This window comes from Achromobacter sp. Bel (assembly GCF_012928505.1).
In the GTDB taxonomy this organism is placed as follows: domain Bacteria; phylum Pseudomonadota; class Gammaproteobacteria; order Burkholderiales; family Burkholderiaceae_B; genus Achromobacter.
Map to the genome: position 1 here is coordinate 142,494 of NZ_JABBJN010000004.1, position 17,664 is coordinate 160,157.

General features: G+C 67.5%; 12 protein-coding genes. 6 read left to right on the forward strand and 6 right to left on the reverse strand.

Annotated elements, in window-relative coordinates; translation table 11 throughout:
* Positions 1-5: 5 nt before the first annotated feature.
* A complete protein-coding gene (locus tag HG262_RS04270) occupies positions 6-659 on the reverse strand; it encodes an isochorismatase family protein (protein WP_169269854.1) in 654 nt (217 codons plus the stop codon).
* A gap of 408 nt (positions 660-1,067) precedes the next feature.
* On the opposite strand from HG262_RS04270, the gene HG262_RS04275 reads away from it, so the two are divergent.
* The 5 genes from HG262_RS04275 (at position 1,068) to HG262_RS04295 (ending at position 10,098) form a co-directional block, all read left to right on the forward strand.
* Positions 1,068-1,865, forward strand: coding sequence for a transglutaminase family protein (locus HG262_RS04275; protein WP_169269855.1), 798 nt, complete (start codon positions 1,068-1,070; stop codon positions 1,863-1,865).
* Positions 1,866-1,934: 69 nt separating this feature from the next.
* A complete protein-coding gene (locus HG262_RS04280; RefSeq protein ID WP_169269856.1) occupies positions 1,935-5,300 on the forward strand; it encodes a transglutaminase family protein in 3,366 nt (1,121 codons plus the stop codon).
* Between the two features lie 49 nt (positions 5,301-5,349).
* Positions 5,350-7,929: a circularly permuted type 2 ATP-grasp protein gene (locus HG262_RS04285; protein ID WP_169269857.1), complete on the forward strand. Its 2,580-nt coding sequence runs from the start codon at positions 5,350-5,352 to the stop codon at positions 7,927-7,929.
* Positions 7,930-8,029: 100 nt separating this feature from the next.
* Positions 8,030-8,941, forward strand: a complete 912-nt coding sequence (locus HG262_RS04290) for a transglutaminase family protein (protein ID WP_348984362.1) — start codon at positions 8,030-8,032, stop codon at positions 8,939-8,941.
* Positions 8,938-10,098, forward strand: a complete 1,161-nt coding sequence (locus tag HG262_RS04295) for a putative zinc-binding peptidase (RefSeq protein WP_169269859.1) — start codon at positions 8,938-8,940, stop codon at positions 10,096-10,098. The genes HG262_RS04290 and HG262_RS04295 overlap by 4 nt, the downstream gene beginning before the upstream one ends.
* Here the strand turns inward: HG262_RS04295 and HG262_RS04300 are convergent.
* Complete coding sequence (locus HG262_RS04300) at positions 10,053-11,009, reverse strand: LysR family transcriptional regulator (protein WP_169269860.1); 957 nt, start codon at positions 11,007-11,009, stop codon at positions 10,053-10,055. The genes HG262_RS04295 and HG262_RS04300 overlap by 46 nt on opposite strands.
* A 150-nt stretch (positions 11,010-11,159) precedes the next feature.
* Between HG262_RS04300 and HG262_RS04305 the strand changes: the two genes are divergently transcribed.
* Positions 11,160-12,851: a thiamine pyrophosphate-dependent enzyme gene (locus HG262_RS04305; RefSeq protein WP_169269861.1), complete on the forward strand. Its 1,692-nt coding sequence runs from the start codon at positions 11,160-11,162 to the stop codon at positions 12,849-12,851.
* Positions 12,852-12,900: 49 nt separating this feature from the next.
* Here HG262_RS04305 and HG262_RS04310 read toward each other — a convergent pair whose 3' ends face one another.
* From HG262_RS04310 to HG262_RS04325, 4 genes are all read right to left on the reverse strand, one after another.
* Entirely contained in the window at positions 12,901-13,653 is a 753-nt protein-coding gene (locus HG262_RS04310; protein ID WP_169269862.1) for a class II aldolase/adducin family protein, read from the reverse strand.
* Positions 13,654-13,669: 16 nt separating this feature from the next.
* Positions 13,670-14,698 (reverse strand): tripartite tricarboxylate transporter substrate binding protein, encoded by a 1,029-nt coding sequence (locus HG262_RS04315; RefSeq protein ID WP_169269863.1) that lies wholly within the window; start codon positions 14,696-14,698, stop codon positions 13,670-13,672.
* A 211-nt stretch (positions 14,699-14,909) separates the two neighbouring features.
* Entirely contained in the window at positions 14,910-16,409 is a 1,500-nt protein-coding gene (locus tag HG262_RS04320; RefSeq protein WP_169269864.1) for an aldehyde dehydrogenase, read from the reverse strand.
* Entirely contained in the window at positions 16,406-17,659 is a 1,254-nt protein-coding gene (locus HG262_RS04325) for a Zn-dependent hydrolase (protein ID WP_169269865.1), read from the reverse strand. Before HG262_RS04325 ends, HG262_RS04320 begins: the two co-directional genes overlap by 4 nt.
* Positions 17,660-17,664: the final 5 nt, after the last annotated feature.

Below are 17,664 nucleotides of genomic sequence, written 5' to 3' on the forward strand. Positions count from 1 at the left end.
TCCGATCAGCCTTCGTGGGCGTTGAACATGGTCTTGGCGTAGATGATGCCCAGGCCATAGGCGCCGCCGAACTGCTTGGCGATGCCGGTCGTCATGTCGTAGGTATCCGTCCGTGCCCAGTCGCGCTGCATTTCCAGCAGATACTGCAGCGCGGTGATCGGCTGGCCGCCTGCTTGCACGATACGCTCGATGGCGCGGTTGTGGGCCTCCGCGGACACATCTCCGCATGCGTCGGTGATGACGTACACCTCGAAACCCTGGTCCAGCGCGGACAGGGCCGGGCCGACGATGCAGACGCTGGTCCACAGACCGGCCAGCACGATGCGCGTCTTGCCGATGTGGTTGACCTGTTTGATCACCGCGGCGTCTTCCCACGTATTCATGGAAGTGCGGTCCAACAGCGTCTGGCCAGGGAAGGGCGCAACGACTTCGTCGAACATCGGGCCCGAAAAGCTCTTTTTAGCAACGGTCGTGAGGATCGTGGAAGCCCCGAAACCTGCGGCGGCGTGAGCGACCAGCGCGGCGTTGTTGCGCAAGGTAACCGCGTCGATGGAATGCGTGGCGAACGCCATCTGCGACTGGAAGTCGATCATGATGAGCGTGTGGTCCTGGGGGGAAAGCAGCTTGGCGCCGGGCGTGGGGGTAGCGGTAATGGGCATGGTGGACTCCTGCGGATGCCGGGGTGGGAAAACCCCTGCAATGTGCCAGCGTGGCCGCCTGGCGTATTGAACATTTGTCCGCCCGTTTGAAGATTGTGACTGCGCCTGCGCGAATCGGACGCAACCGAAGCCGCCGGGCGGCGGGGGGACGGCGCGACCCGGAATCGGGCCAGGCATGCACCGCATTGGTGCGCGGCGCGCCCCAGCGGGGAGCCAGGCGGTTGCGCACCGGGCCGGCGCAGTCCGATTCCCCCGGGCATTGTCGACAATGCCCCACTGCCTCGTCCTGGCACGCAAGTTGCTTAATTATTTCAACGCGCTATTGCTATTATCAATCGTCGTGCCCGCCGTGCCAGGGGGCGGACGGCCCCGACGTTGTCAGCGTGACTTCGCAGTGTGGAGAGTCTCATGAAGCATCTCATCAAGCACGTGACCCGCTACCGCTATGCTGCCCCGGTGAACTACAGCATCCAGACCCTGCGGCTGACGCCGCGGCGCGACGACCACCAGCATGCGCTGCGATGGCAGATCCAGACGCCCGGCGAGATCCAGCCCCAGGTGGACGCGTACGGCAATGTCATCCACACGCTGACGCTGCACCGCACCCACCGCGAAATCGAAATCCATGCCGTGGGGCAGGTGGACATCCATCCGCTGGCCCAGGGCCATGTGGGCGACGAAGACGAACGCTTGCCCGTCCACATCTACGGCGTGCCCACGGCCTTGACCCAGTGCGACGACGACATCCGGGAATTCTGCCGCCTTGTGGTGCCCCGCGGCATGCAGGCCCCCGAGGACCTGCTGCGGTTAAGCGCCGCCATCCGCGAACGGGTGGCCTACACGCCAGGGCTGAACGATGCGCCGATGACGGCGGCCCAGGTGCTGTCGGCGGGGCGCGGCGGCAGCCAGGACCACACCCATCTTCTGCTGGCTTGCGTGCGCGCCTTCGGCACGCCGGCCCGCTATGTCAGCGGCTATTGGCACATGGCGGGCGATGATGCCGCCAACCACGGCTGGGCGGACGTCTGGCTGGCCCGGCACGGTTGGGTCAGCGTGGACGTCAGCCACGCGTGCTTCGCGTCCGACGGCCATTGCCGGCTGGCGGTGGCGCGCGACTATGAATCGGCCTCGCCCGTGCGATGGCTGCATGGCGCCGCCGCCGCGTTGTCGATGAACGTGTCGGTGCAGGTGCAGACCAGCCACTGAAACATCCGCGTGTTCCCGTAGCAATGCATTGGCCGCGCCGCGGCCGCCCCAGTCCACCCGGAGAAGGCAGTGACGATCCACGTAGCCCTCAAGCACGTTACGCAATACAAATATGACCGCCTTGTGGGCCTGTCGGCGCAAGTGCTGCGCCTGCGGCCCGCGCCGCACAGCCGGACCCCCATCCTGTCGTACTCGCTGACCGTCGAACCGGCGGACCACTTCATCAACTGGCAGCAGGATCCGTTCGCCAACTACCTGGCGCGGCTGAACTTTCCGGGCAAGACGCGCGAGTTCAAGATCACCGTGGATCTGGTCGCCGAGATGGCGGTCTACAACCCGTTCGACTTCTTCCTGGAGCCGGACGCCGAGACCTTTCCCTTCACCTATGACGACGGGCTGGCCCGCGAACTGGCGCCGTACCTGGTGTGCGGCAAGGCCACGCCGCGTTTTGCCGAGTTTCTGTCGCGCGTGGACGTGCGCCCGCAGCGCACCGTGGATTTCCTGGTGGGCCTGAACCAGCAGATCCACCAGGAGATCAACTACCTGATCCGCATGGAGCCGGGCGTGCAGACGCCTGAAGAGACGCTGGCGCGCAATGCCGGGTCGTGCCGCGATTCGGGATGGCTGCTGGTGCAGGCGCTGCGCCATCTGGGGCTGGCGGCGCGCTTCGTGTCGGGCTACCTGATCCAGTTGAAGCCCGACGTGCGGGCGCTTGACGGCCCCAACGGCGCGCAATCGGATTTCACGGACCTGCATGCGTGGTGCGAAGTCTATCTGCCCGGAGCGGGGTGGATCGGCCTGGATCCGACCTCGGGCTTGCTGGCAGGCGAAGGCCACATTCCATTGGCGGCCACGCCTGAACCGGGTAGCGCCGCGCCGGTCACGGGGGCGGTTGATGAGGCCGAGGTGACATTCACGCACACGATGGAAGTGATGCGTGTGTTCGAGTCCCCGCGCGTGACCAAGCCCTATACCGATGCGCAATGGCACGCCATCCGTGACCTGGGCGACAAGATCGACGACCATCTGGACCACATGGACGTGCGCCTGACGATGGGCGGCGAGCCCACTTTCGTGTCCGTGTCGGACCGCGAGGGCGCCGAATGGAATACGGCGGCCCTGGGACCAACCAAGCGCGGCTACGCGCTGGAGCTGTTGAACCGGCTGCGCGCCCGCTATGGCGGCAACGGCTTCCTGCATTTCGGGCAAGGCAAGTGGTACCCCGGCGAACAACTGCCGCGCTGGGCGCTGTCGATCTATTGGCGCACGGACGGGCAGCCCTGCTGGAGCGATCCGGCGCTGTTCGCCGACGAGCGCCAGCGCAGTACATACACCGTGGCGGATGCGCGCCGGTTCATGACAAGGCTGTGCGAGCGGCTGGGCGTGAACGGGCAGCATGTCGTGCCCGGCTACGAGGACGTGTTCTATTACCTGTGGCGCGAACGCCGCCTGCCCGCCAACGTGGATCCCTTCGATTCGCGGCTGGATGACGAGATGGAGCGCACGCGGCTGCGCCGCGTGTTCGAGCAGAAGCTGGACAGCGTGGTGGGTTACGCCTTGCCGATCCAGCCGGGCGAGGGCGGCCCGTGGGTGTCCGGCCCCTGGTTCCTGCGCGACGAGCGCATGTATCTGTTTCCGGGCGACTCGCCGATGGGGTATCGCCTGCCGCTGGATTCGCTGCCATGGGCGGATGAGGCCGACGCCCCGGTAGTGGTGGAGCGCGATCCCTACGAGGGGCGGCGTTCGCTGCCCGGGCCCGCCCAGTTGCTGACGCAGAACGCGCGCGCCCCGGCGCGCCGGGAGCTGGCCGGGACGTTCGACGGCGAAGCGCCCATCGCGAACGGCGCGGGGCATGGCGGACCGGGGGCTGGCCTGCCCGAGGCGCGGCAGCCCGGCAAGTTCGAATCGGCGGCCTGGCTGACGCGCACCGCAATGTGCGTCGAGACGCGCAACGGCGTCTTGTATGTGTTCATGCCGCCATTGCCGCGCCTGGAGGACTACCTGGCGTTGGTTGGCCAGGTTGAGGCCACGGCGGGCGACCTGAACGTGAAGATCGTGATGGAAGGCTATCCGCCGCCGCGCGATCCGCGATTGCAGGTGCTGCAAGTGACGCCCGACCCCGGAGTCATCGAGGTCAACATCCACCCGGCCAGCAACTGGGCCGAACTGGTCGACCACACCGAATTCCTGTACGACGCCGCATTCGAAACCCGGCTGTCCACCGAGAAATTCATGGCGGACGGCCGCCATACCGGCACCGGGGGCGGCAACCACTTCGTGCTGGGCGGCGCCACGCCGGCTGACAGCCCGTTCCTGCGCCGCCCGGACGTGCTCGCCAGCTTGCTGGCGTATTGGGTGAACCATCCCTCGCTGTCCTACTTGTTCTCGGGCCTGTTCATCGGACCGACCAGCCAGGCACCCCGCATCGACGAAGCCCGCAACGACCAGGTGTATGAGCTGGAGCTGGCGTTCCAGGAGATCCACCGGCGCTGCGCGCAGCAGGGCGCGTCGGTCCCGCCCTGGATGATCGACCGGGCCTTGCGCAACATCCTGGTCGATGTGACCGGCAACACCCATCGGTCGGAGTTCTGCATCGACAAGCTGTATTCGCCCGACAGCGCCACCGGGCGGCTGGGGCTGCTGGAGCTGCGCGCCTTCGAAATGCCGCCGCACGCGCGCATGAGCCTGGCGCAGCAACTGCTGCTGCGCGGCCTGATCGCGCACTTCTGGAAGACGCCTTACACCGCGCGCCTGACGCGCTGGGGCACCGAATTGCATGACCGGTTCCTGCTGCCCACTTTCGTGAAAATGGATTTCGAGGACGTGCTGGCCGACCTGAACGAGGCGGGCTATGGCTTCGACCCTGCGTGGTTCGATCCACATTTCGAATTCCGCTTCCCGCTGTTCGGCGACGTGGCGGCGCGCGGTATCCACCTGGAACTGCGCGGGGCGCTGGAGCCCTGGCACGTGATGGGCGAAGAGGGCTCGTCCGCCGGCACGGTGCGCTATGTGGATTCGTCGCTGGAGCGGGTGGAAATCCGGGTATCGGGCTTGAACGGCAACCGCTACGTCGTGACGGTAAACGGCCGCGCGTTGCCGCTACAACCCACCGGCCGGGTCGGCGAGTACGTGGCGGGCGTCCGGTACAAGGCGTGGGCGCCGCCGTCGGCGCTGCATCCCACCATTCCCACGCATGTGCCGCTGACCGTGGATATCGTCGATACCTGGAACCAGCGGTCACTGGGCGGCTGCAAATACCATGTGGCGCACCCGGGCGGGCTGAACCCGGAATCGTTCCCCGTGAATTCCTACGAGGCCGAGAGCCGGCGGCTGGCGCGTTTTGAAAAGACCGGCCATACGCCGGGGCGCATGGATGTCGCGCCCGCCGTGGCCAGCCGGGAATTTCCGTTCTCGTTGGATTTGAGGCACGATTGAGCCTTACCGCATGTTGAACCCCGGCCCACCGGCCGGCGATAAAGCCGCTATGCCGCAATTTCTTTTTCAGACGGATCCGTCGCAGGATGTCGCATCCCTGGCGGTTCATGCGGCATTGCCCGCACGGCCCGGGCATTACGACGAGCTGCGCCACGCTGCCGACGCGTCGGGCGCCACCCGCCTGCGCGAACCCTGGCCCCGTTTTTTTGAGCTACTCGGCACGGGCGGCTTCGCCGACCTGGATCGGCGCGTGGATGGGGTGGCGCGCCAGATCCGCGAAAACGGCATCACCTACAACATCTACGCCGAGGCCAACGGGTCGGCGCGGCCCTGGTCGCTGGATCTGTTGCCTTTCGTCATCAACGACACGGACTGGGCCACGATCGAACAGGGCTTGTGCCAGCGGGCCACCTTGCTGAACCGGCTGCTGGCCGACGCCTACGGGCCGCAGGCGCTGCTGGCCGACAGGCTGATCCCGCCCGCGCTGGTGCTGGGGCATCCCGGCTATCTGCGCCCGCTGCGCGGGTACGCGCCGCCGGGGGACACGTTCCTCCACATTGCCGCCTTCGACCTGGCGCGGGCCAGCGACGGTGGCTGGTGGGTCGTGTCGCAGCGCACCCAGGCCCCGTCCGGGCTGGGGTACCTGCTGGAAAACCGGCTGACCATCTCGGGTATGTTCCCCGAGGCGTTCAAGGAACTGCGGGTGCAGCATCTGGCCACCAGCTACCGGCGGCTGATGGACATGCTGTACAAGCTCAGCCCTGGCGGACTGTCCGCGCAGACGCCGCCGCGCATCGTGCTGCTGACGCCGGGGCCCTACAACGAGACCTACTTCGAACAGACCTATCTGGCGCGCTACCTGGGGGTGACCCTGGTGGAAGGCGGCGACCTGGTCGTGCGCGACAAGCTGCTGTACCTGAAGACGCTGCACGGCCTGGAACGCGTGCATGCGGTGCTGCGCCGGCTGGACGACGATTTCTGCGACCCGCTGGAGCTGCGCTCGGATTCAACGCTGGGCGTGCCCGGCCTGTTGCAGGTGATGCGCGCGGGCAATGTGCTGGTGGCGAATTCGCTGGGGACGAGCTTCCTGGAGTCGCCCGCCATCAATGGCTTCTTGCCGGCCATCAGCCGCCGCCTGCTGGATGCGGACCTGTTGTTGCCGTCGCTGCCGTCCTGGTGGTGCGGCGAGGCCGCGGCGCGCGAACAGGTGCTGGCGAATCTGCCGGGAGCCGTGGTCAAGTCCACGTATCCCAGCAATCTGCGCGGCGGGTTCGAACCAGTGATCGGCGGTGCGGTATCGCCGTCCGAGCGCGACGCGCTGCAGGCGCGCATTGCCGCCAACCCCGATGCCTACACCATCCAGGAATACCTGCCGCTCTCCCAGGCGCCCAGCTGGATCGCCGGGCATATCGTGCCGCGCGCCGCCATGCTGCGCGTATTCGTCATCGCCGACGGCGAGGGCGGCTGGAACGTGCTGCCGGGCGGGTTGACCCGCATCGCCAGCCGCGAACAGCAGATCGTGTCGATGCAACGCGGCGGCAGCAGCATGGATACCTGGGTCACGACCCGGGGCGCGGTCGATACGTTCTCGATGCTGCCCGCGCAATTGCGGCCCGAAGACCTGGTGCGGGCGCATCGCCCGGTGTCCAGCCGGGCGGCCGAGAACCTGTTCTGGATGGGGCGCTACACCGAGCGCGCCGAAAACGACGTGCGGTTGGCCAACGTGGCGCTGACCTGGCTGAATAGCGATGAGGACAATGCGGGTGAACTGTTCTCCGCCGTCGCTGCGCTGTGCCGGCGCAGCGGCCTCGCGCCGCCCGCGCCGACCTTGTCCGTGCGCATGTTCGAATCCACGCTGATCGCGGAACTGGCGGGCGAAGACGCCCAGGGCGGCGTGTCGCGCAATCTGGGCGCGCTGGCGTTTGCGGCCGGGCAGATCCGCGACCGGCTGTCGCCAGACCACTGGCGGCTGGTGGTGAGCGCAAACGACCTGTTCCGGCGCATGGCGTCGGGCGGCAAGGAGCGCGACGCCGATGCCCCGGCGACCGCGCCGGACGTGCTGCGGGCGCTGAAGAATCTGGGCATGCAGCTGTCGGCCATTACCGGTTCGCAGACCGACCGCATGACGCGAGACGACGGTTGGCGGCTGCTGACCATCGGGCGGCAGATCGAACGGCTGTCGGCCATGGCCGGCCTGTTGGGCGAACTGTTCCGCCGCAATGCGGTGCTGGGCGACAGCGGGTTCAATATCCTGCTGGACCTGTTCGACAGCAAGATCACGTATCGCGCCTACTATCCCGGCCGCCAGGAAGTGCCGGCGCTGTTGAACCTGCTGGTGCAAGAGCCCGCCAACCCGCGCGCCATCGCCTGTGTGCTGAGCGCGCTGCGCAAAGAGGTGGCACGCTTGCCCGGCACCGTGGCCGGCCCCGCCACGGACCTGTTGGCGCTGCTGCCCTCGGAAGACGCGAGGCCGTCGCTGGCGGCGTTGTGCCAGCAGACGCAGGGCCTGTATGCCGGCGTGCTGGCACTGTGTGAAACACTGGATGGCGCGGCCAGCGCGCTGTCCAACGAGATCAGCCGGCGCTATTTCAGCCATGCGGCCGGCTATGGCCAGACGCTATCGGCGTAACCCCCCCGCAACCAATCGGCCCTGTCCGCCACTCCCGCCCGCCGCCGCCATGACCTTGCCGACCTCTGTTCCCTGCCTTCATCCCGTATCTGCTGCGGGCGTGACCTTGGGCGTTGACCATGAAACTGCCTACCGCTACGACTCGCCGGTGGAACTGGCGCACCATTTGGGCTATCTGCGCCCGTGGGCCGACGCCTGCCAGGTGGTGGAGGACTACGCGCTGACCGTCACGCCCGAGCCGTCCGATTTCAGTGAAACCATCGACGGGTTCGGCAATAGCCGCTGCATGTTCGCGTTGGTCGCGCCGCATGAATCGTTGACGGTGCGGGCGACCAGCCGCGTCACCGTCCATGCCCGTTTCGACGGCCTGGATCCGGCGGCGGGGTTGTCCTGGGAGGCCGCGGCAGAGCGCCTGCGCTACGACCCCGCCGTGCCGTTCGCGCCCGAGGTCGAATTCACGTTCCCGTCTACCTATGTGCCGCTGCACGTGGAGCTTCGGGAATACGCCTTGCTGTCGTTCACCCCGGGCAGGCCGGTGGCCGAGGCCGCGATCGACCTGATGCATCGCATCCACGCCGACTTCAGCTACCAGCCGGCGCATACGCAGGTGTCCACGCCCGTTCTGCAGACGTTTCAGGAACGGGTGGGCGTGTGCCAGGATTTCGCACATGTGATGATCGGCTGCCTGCGGGCGATCGGGTTGCCGGCGCGCTACGTCAGCGGCTACTTGATGTCGCAGCCGCCGCCGGGACAGCCCAGGTTGATCGGGGCGGACGCCTCGCACGCCTGGGTCTCGGTGCATTGCGCCGGCGTGCCGGCGCATGCGGGATGGGTGGATCTGGACCCCACCAACGACGTGGTGCCGGGCACGGCGCACGTCATCCTGGCCTATGGCCGGGACTATGGCGACGTCACGCCCTTGCGCGGCGTGATACGGGGTGGGGGCCACGAACTGGATGTACGGGTGACGGTCGCGCCTATCGACGAATTTCCTACGAGGACGGACGCATGAGTTATTTCTTCGACGCGATCAACCGCCAGCTGCGCGCCCCGAAACGCCAGCGCGTGCGGCACGCCCGCGCGAAGGCATTCCAATGCGTATGTGGCCAGCCGATTTTTTTTTCCAACACCGAATGCCTGAACTGCCACCGGCAACTGGGCTTCGACCCCAAGCGCGGCCATGTGCTGGCCCTGGACGAAGGGACTACGCCGGGCTCGTGGCGGGAATCGGGCAGGGCACGCGGCAAGACTTACAAACGCTGCGCGAATTTCACCCTGCCGGCCCTGTGCAATTGGCTGTTGCCGGCGCATTCGCCCGATACGCTGTGCACCGCGTGCAGCTTGAACCGCACGATCCCGGACCTGTCCGTGCCGGAAAACGGCCCGCTGTGGTTCAAGGTGGAAGCCGCCAAGCGCCAGATGATCGCGCAGTTGATGACCCTGGGCCTGCCCATCCTCCGTTCCCAGGAACCTGAGGACGGCGGCCTGGCCTTCGATCTGCTGGCGCCCGGTGCCGATGGCGCGCCGCTGTTGACGGGCCATGCGAAGGGCCTGATCACCATCAACGTGCTGGAGGCCGACGACGCCTACCGCGTGAAGGTGCGCGAAGACATGCGGGAGCCGTACCGGACCTTGCTGGGCCATTTCCGCCACGAGATCGGTCACTACTACTGGGATCAGCTGATTGCGGGCAGCCCGTGGCTGGAGCCGTTCCGCCAGGTGTTCGGCGACGAACAGGCCGATTACGCGCAGGCCCTGCAACGCAACTATGAACAGGGGCCGCCCGCGGATTGGGACGTGCATTTCATCAGCACCTATGCGTCCTGCCACCCGTGGGAAGACTGGGCGGAAACCTGGGCGCACTACCTGCACATGATGGATACGCTGGATACCGCCATCAGCTTCGGTGTCACGCGGATGGCCGTCGAGCAGTCCTACGAGCCATTCACCACTGCGTCGCTCTATGACCCGCAAGATCCCGACGGACAGGCCTTCCTGGATCTACTCAATGCCTGGGTGGCACTGACCGGCGTGTTGAACGAGCTGTCGCGCAGCATGGGGCAACGGGACTTCTACCCCTTTGTGCTGCCGACCGCGGTGGTCGGCAAGCTGCAATTCGTGCATCAGGTGGTCAAGGGGGCGTCCACCAGCCTCATTGCGCCGCGATAAGGCTCTGCCGCCGTCATCTGCGCCAGCACTTCCCGTAACATCGCTTGCACAATCTTCACGGCCTGCGTCATGGGGCGACTGGACGCGGTGGCGAGCATCAGGCGGGTGGACAGGCCCGGATGCGTGATGCGGCGGGCGATCAGCTGGCCGGCGGCGACTTCCTTGATGACCGCGGGCAGGCCCAGCACGGTATGGGCCAGGCCTTCGGCCACGATCTCCTTCATCAGCTCCAGCGCGTCGATTTCAAACGCCACGGTAAGCGGCATGTCCGCCTGCGTGGCGGCATGCTCCAGCGTGCGGCGCAGGCCATGGTTGCGCGTGGGCAGCACCAGCGGCAGGTCGCGCAATTGGTCGAATTCGATGGACGCCATGGCGCGCGCGGCGGGCGACAGGTTCTGCGGCGGCGACACGAGTGCCAGGTCCAGTTCGGCCAGCGGGTCCACCGCGATATGCTGCGAACGCCGCGCGTCGTGCAGCACGGCGATATCCACGCGGGCGTTGGTCAGCCATTCGTGCACATAACCGCTGTAACCGGTGATGATGTTCAACTGGATGCGCGGGTGCCGCTTCCAGACTTCGGCCACCAGGCGCGTGCCGACCATGTGGCACAGCGTCGGCGTCAGGCCCAGCGTGACCTGGCCGGACGGCGACTTCTGGTCGTTGTGGAATTCGGTGACCACGTGGTCCATCTGCCGCAACAGCGGCCGCAGCCGGTCCAGCAGCTTTTCGCCGTCGGGCGTCAGCGACACGCCGCGGCCGTTGCGATAGAGCAGGGCGCAGCCGCATTCGTCTTCCAGCTTCCTGACCTGCCGGCCCAGCGCCGATTGGGCGATGCCCAGCACGGAAGCCGCTTTTGAAAAGCTGCCCTGATCGGCGACGTGGATCAGGTTTTCGATCTTGCGTAGGTCCATCCCGGGTCTGCGGGCGGGGGCGCGCCGCTGTCTCTAGTGTGCGTTTCTTGTATATCTGATTGCCAGAGTATGCCTAGTCGGCCCCGCCTTGCCAATCTAGAATTTCCGGGAGTCGACCCAGACTTCCAACCCTGAATCCAGACGCCGCCCATGACCGTATCCGCCGAATCGAACACGTCCTCCCACGCCTTGCTGAAGGTGTTCGCCGCCAATGGCATCGACCGCGTTTTCGTGGTGCCGGGCGAAAGTTATCTGGGGGTGCTGGACGCCTTGCATGATTTTCCCGGGATCGATGTGGTGACATGCCGCCACGAGAGTGGCGCGGCGTTCATGGCGGGCGCCGATGCGCGGCTGACCGGGCGGCCGGGCGTGGCGATGGTGTCGCGCGGGCCGGGCGCGACCAATGCGTCCATCGGCGTGCACGCCGCGCAGCAGGACGGCGTGCCGATGATCCTGCTGATCGGCCAGGTGCCGAAGCAGGACGTGCGCAAGGAAGCGTTCCAGGAGATCGACTATCAGAAGATGTTCGGATCGATGGCCAAATGGGTGGGCGAGGTGTCCACGCCCGAGGACCTGGCGGCGGCGGCCTTCAAGGCGATCCGTGTCGCGATGTCGGGCACGCCGGGCCCGGTGGTGCTGGTGGTGCCGGAAGACGTGCAGCAGGCCGCCGTGCCGCAACCCGTCTGGGTCGCTGCGCCCGAGAGCGCCGCGCAGCCGGCCCCCGGCACGCTGGAGCGCATCCACGGACTGTTGGCGCAGGCACGCCGGCCCTTGATCATCGCGGGTGGCGCGTTCAACCGGCCCGACGGGCGCTGTGCGTTGCGACGGCTGGCCGAACGGCATACGGTGCCGGTGGCGGTGTCGTTTCGCCAGCACGACCTTTTTCCCAACACCCACGCGCTATACGCCGGCGACCTGGATCTGGTGACGCCTGCTGCGCAGGTCGCCGCGTTCGATTCCAGCGATTTGATCCTGGCTCTGGGTACGCGCCTGGGCGATATCACGACCCAGGGCTATACATTCCCGGCGCACCCCAAGCCGGCGCAGGCGCTGGTGCATTGCTATCCCGACCCGCACATCGTGAACCAGCATTTCGCCGCGGATGTCGGGTTGGTGGCGGATCCGGCGGCGACTGCCCACGCCCTGGCGAACCTGCCGGCAACGGGGCAGGGCCTGGGGCGAGACGACTGGGCGGCCTCGTTGCGGGCCATCCAGCAGCGGACTGCCGCCTGGCCGGACCCCGTTGCGGCCGACGGCGTGCCGTTTGTGTCGGTGGTGCGGGCGCTGGCGCGGCGGGCGCCCAATGATGTGGCCGTCTGCCTGGATGCGGGCACCTTTGCGGCGCCCGTGTACCGGCATTTCCCCTTCGTCTATCCGCAGCGGTTGATGGCATCGCAGTCCGGCGCCATGGGTTACGGCACGCCGGCGGCGGTCGCGACCCAACTGCGCCACCCCGACCGCAAGGTCGTATGCCTGGTGGGCGACGGCGGTTTCATGATGACGGGCAACGAAATGGCGGCCGCGGCTGAGCGGGGCCTGCCGATCCTGTTCATCGTATCGAACAACAATTGCTACGGGTCGATCCGCCTGCATCAGGCGCGCACCTATCCTGGCCGTTACGTGGGCACAAACCTGTCCAGCCCTGACCTCACGATGATGGCGCGCGCCTTTGGCATGCAGGCCGAGTATCTGACGCGCGCGGATCAATTGGACGCCGCGATTGCGCGCGGCCTGGCGTCCGATCGCCCTTACTTCCTGGAAGTGCGGACCAGCCTGGCGGCCATCCTGCCGGCCGGCGCCAGCCATGCTGCCGGCGTGGACCTGTTGCCGCGAGGCGAGTAGGCGGGGTGTCGCTACCTTGCGGCGAGCCGGCGCGCGTGGCGGGCGCCGGTCAGTCCCGGTAGCCGGGGTCCTTGCGGTCCATCAGGCGCAGCATGGCGGGCCATTCCAGTTCACCGAAGGGACGACGGGTGGTCGGCTGGTACAGGTGCCAGGTTTTTTCGATGACCGCCGGCGGCGGCAGGCAAAGCTCCCGGTTGGCGCTCAGGGCGTCCACCTGTGCCTTGCAGGCCATCTCCAGCCAGTACAGGGTGTTGAACGCCTGGGCGATGGTGGGCCCCACGGCCAGCAGGCCATGGTTGCGCAGGATCATCGCGTCGGAGGCGCCCAGGTCCGCCACCAGCCGTTCGCGCTCGTCCAGGTCGATGGCCACGCTTTCGTAGCCGTGATACGGGATCTTGGCAAAGCGCATGGCGGTCTGGGTCAGCGGCAGCAGCCCGCACTCCAAGGCCGATACCGCCATGCCGGCGCGGGTGTGCGTGTGGATCACGCACCCCACGTCGTGCCGGGCGCCATGCACCGCGCTGTGGATCACGTAGCCTGCGGCGTTGATGCCGTATCCCGTGGTCGATGGGTCCAGGATATTGCCGGCCAGGTCGATCTTGACCAGGCTGGACGCGGTGATCTCGTCGTACATCATGCCGTACGGATTGATCAGCAGGTGATCCTCGGTGCCGGGGATGCGCGCGGTGATGTGGTTGTAGATCAGGTCGCTCATCCCGAAGTGCGATACCAATCGGTAGCAAGCGGCCAGTTGGATGCGGGTGTCCCGTTCCTGCGGGCTCATGTCGGCGCTAGCGTGCATGGTCGTCGTGTCCTGTTCAGTCGGTGGCTTTGACATTGAATTCGCTGACGATGGCGCCCCACGAGTCGTATTCGGACTTCATCATGGCGCCGAAGGCGGCGGGCGTGGGCGTGGTGCGCACCTGGGCGCCCAGGTCGCCCAGCTTGTCGCGCACGGCCGTGTCGGCCAGCACGGCGTTCATCTCGCGGGCCAGGCGGTCCTGGATGGCGGGCGGGATGCCGGCGGGCGCGATCAGGCCCAGCCAGGCGCCCATGTCGAACCCCGGGAAGCCCTGTTCGGCCACGGTCGGCACGTCGGGCAGCATCGCGACGCGCTCCGGCGTGCTGACCGCCAGGGCTTTGAGCCGCCCCGACTTCACCATGGCCAACGAGGACACCATCGTGTCGAAAGTCGCGGTGGTGCGTCCGCCGACGATGTCGGTCTGCCCCTGGCTGCTGCCCTTGTAGGGCACGTGAACCATGGTGGCGCCCGCCTTGGACAGCAGCACCGCCGTCACCAGATGGCTGGTCGTGCCGATGCCGGTGGTGGCGTAGGTCAGCTGATCGGGTTTGGCCTTCGCCGCGGCCAGGAACCCCTTCAAGTCCCGGGCGGGGTTGTTGGGGCTGACGACGAACAGGTACGGCAGCCACGTGATCAGGCCGATGGGCGCGAAATCCTTGCGCGCGTCGTAGTTCAGGTTGCGATAAACGTGCGGGTTGATCGCCTGGGGCGCCGAGGCGCCGATCATCAGCGTGTACCCGTCTGGCTTGGCACGGGCGCCCAGGCCCGCGGCGATCGAGCCGCCCGCGCCCGGCTTGTTTTCAACGATGAACTGCTGGCCCATGCGCTGCGCCAGCCGCTCGCTCAGCATCCGGGCGACGGTGTCGGTGGCGGTGCCGGGCGGGAAGCCAACCAGGATGGTGACCGGTTTGGCGGGATAGGGGGCGTCCTGGGCCTGGGCCGTGGTGCTGGCGGCCCACAGCGGGGCGGCCGTCGCCAGCGCCAACGCCGCGGCCAGCGTGCGACGGCGAGCAAGGGCAAAGGCAAGGACGGGGGGATTGCGCATGGTTGTCTCCTGTCATGTTTTTCATGGCGGGAGCGCGCTGGCGCCGGCCCGCATCGGGGCCGGCTCCTCATCCCGCCCCGATGTGTCCAAGGTGGCACAAGGGGCAAGCGGGTTCAATGGCCCGGGCGGCCAAGCAGATAGCGCGAAACGGCATGGGCGGGCCAGGCCGGGCGCCTGCGCCCCGGCTGGCTCGCGCCCCGGCGGGGCGGCGTTACACGGCCAGACTGATCCAGGTGGTCTTCAGGTCCGAGTACTTGTCCAGCGCGTGCAGGGACTTGTCGCGGCCGAAGCCCGACTGCTTGACGCCGCCGAAAGGCACCGTGATATCGCCGTCGGCGTAGCAGTTGATCCAGACCAGGCCCGCGCGCAGGCGGCGCGACAGCCGGTGCGCGCGCGACAGGTTCGATGTCCACAGGCCGGCGCCCAATCCATAGACCGAATCGTTGGCCAGGCGGACGGCGTCCTCCTCGGTAGCGAAGCGCTGGGCCGCGAGCACGGGGCCGAAGATCTCTTCACGCACCAGGGGGGAGTCCTGGTTGGCGCAATCGAAGATGGTGGGTTCGATGTAGTAGCCGCCCGTGGCGGTGCGGGCCTGGTTGCCGCCCATCCGCAGGCTGGCGCCGTCGGCCCGGCCGGCCGCGATGCGCGCCAGCACGCCTTGCATCTGGCGTTCGTCGACCATTGCGCCCATGGCGGTGGCGGGATCCAGCGGGTCGCCGGGCTGCAGACCGGCGGCGTAGGCGGCCACCTTGTCCATGAAGGCGTCGTAAATGCCATCCTGCACGTATAGGCGTGATCCCGCGATGCAGACTTCGCCCTGGTTCGAAAAGATGCCCAGCGCCGCGGCCTGGGCCGCGCGGTCCAGGTCGGGGCAGTCGTCGAACACGATGTGGGGCGACTTGCCGCCGCATTCCAGCCACACGCGCTTCAGGTTCGATTCGCCGGCGTACGTCATGAACCGCTTGCCCGTGACGGTGGATCCCGTAAAGGCCACGCAATCCACGTCCGGATGCAGGCCCAGCGCCTGCCCGGCCACCGCGCCCAAGCCGGGCACGACGCTGAAGACGCCCGCGGGGATGCCGGCTTCCGCGGCCAGGGCCGCCAACCGGAGGGACGACAACGAGGCCTGTTCGGCCGGCTTCAGGATGACGCTATTGCCGGCGGCCAGCGCGGGCGCGACCTTCCAGGCGGCCATCATCAACGGGTAGTTCCACGGCACCACGGCCGCCACCACGCCTAGCGGTTCGCGGGTGATAGTGGCCAGCGCGTCGGGGCCGGTCGGCGCGATCTCGTCGTAGATCTTGTCGATGGCCTCGGCGTACCAGGCATAGCAGCGCGCTGTCTCGGGCACGTCGAAGGCCAGCGCGTCGCGGATGGGCTTGCCCATGTCCAGCGTTTCCAGCAGCGCAAGTTCTTCGGTGTGCTGGCCGATCAGGGCGGCCAGCCGCAGCAGGCGTTCCTTGCGCTGGCGCGGTGCCAGCCCGCTCCAGACGCCGGCTTCGAAGGCGCGGCGCGCGGCCTCGACGGCGCGGTCCACGTCGGCCTGGCCGCAGGCGGCCACGTCGGCCAGCTTGCGGCCGTCGATGGGGCTGGACGCCGGGAACGTCGCGCCGTCGGCGGCGTTGCAATAGGCGCCGTCGATGTAGGCCTGTCCATTGAAGCGAAGTTCGGCGGCACGGGCGTGCCAGTAGGCGGAATCGTGGTGGCTCATGCTTGCTCTCCAGGAGGGTTGGCGCGCGCGACCATGGCGTCCAGCAGCACGTTGCAGCCGGCTTCCAGGTCGTTGGGCTTGGCGTCTTCGATTTCGTTGTGGCTGACTCCGTCCTTGCACGGCACGAAGATCATGGCGGTGGGGGTGACGCTGGCCATATAGACGGCGTCGTGGCCGGCGCCCGTCACGATGTCCATGGCGGCCAGGCCGCGGCGCACGGCGCCGTCACGGACCTTACCGATCAGGTCCGGATCGAACGGGGTCGGCGGGAAGTACTGCACCTGCTTGACCTCCACTGTCACCCCGTGGCGCTCGGCCACGTCCGTGCAGGCGGCCAGCCAGCTCGCGTCCATCTGCGTCAGCGTGGCTTCGTCTTGATGGCGCAGGTCCACGGTGAAGCGCACCTGGCCGGGGATGACGTTGCGTGAACCGGGGTGCGCGTGGATCTCGCCGACGGTGCCGCGACCATTGGGCTGATTGTCGTTGGCGATGCCGACGACGGCTTGCAGCAGGAATGTGGCGGCGTACAGGGCATCCTTGCGAATGGGCATCGGGGTCGGGCCGGCGTGCATTTCCATGCCGGTCACGACCACGTCATACCAGCGCACGCCCAGCGATCCGGTCACGACACCGACCACTTTTTCTTCGTGTTCCAGGATCGGGCCTTGTTCGATGTGCGCCTCGAAATAGGCGCCTACCGGGCGACCGCCCACGACATCCGGGCCGGCGTAGCCGATGGCGGCCAGCTCGTCGGCGACCGACTTGCCGTCGTGGTCGCGGGCGTTCAGGGCGGTTTCCAGCGGGAACTTTCCGGCGAAGACGCCGGAGCCCATCATCACGGGCAGGAAGCGCGACCCTTCCTCGTTGGTCCAGATGGCCACTTCCAGCGGCGCCTCGGTGACGACGCCATGGTCATTCAGGGTCCGCATGACCTCCAGCCCGGCCAGCACGCCGTAGCAGCCGTCGAACTTGCCGCCGGTGGGCTGGGTGTCGATGTGGCTGCCGGTCATGACGGGCGGCAAGCCGTTGTCCCGGCCGGCGCGGCGCGCGAAGATGTTGCCGATCTGGTCCACGCGCAGGGTCATGCCCGCCTCACGCATCCAGCCGGTGACCAGGTCGCGCCCCTGGCCGTCCAGCGCGGTCAGCGCCAGCCGGCAGTTGCCGCCCTTGGGGGTGGCGCCGATCTGCGCCAGATCCATCAGCGACTGCCACAGCCGCTGCCCATTGATTGAAATCGTCGTTGTCGTCATCGTCA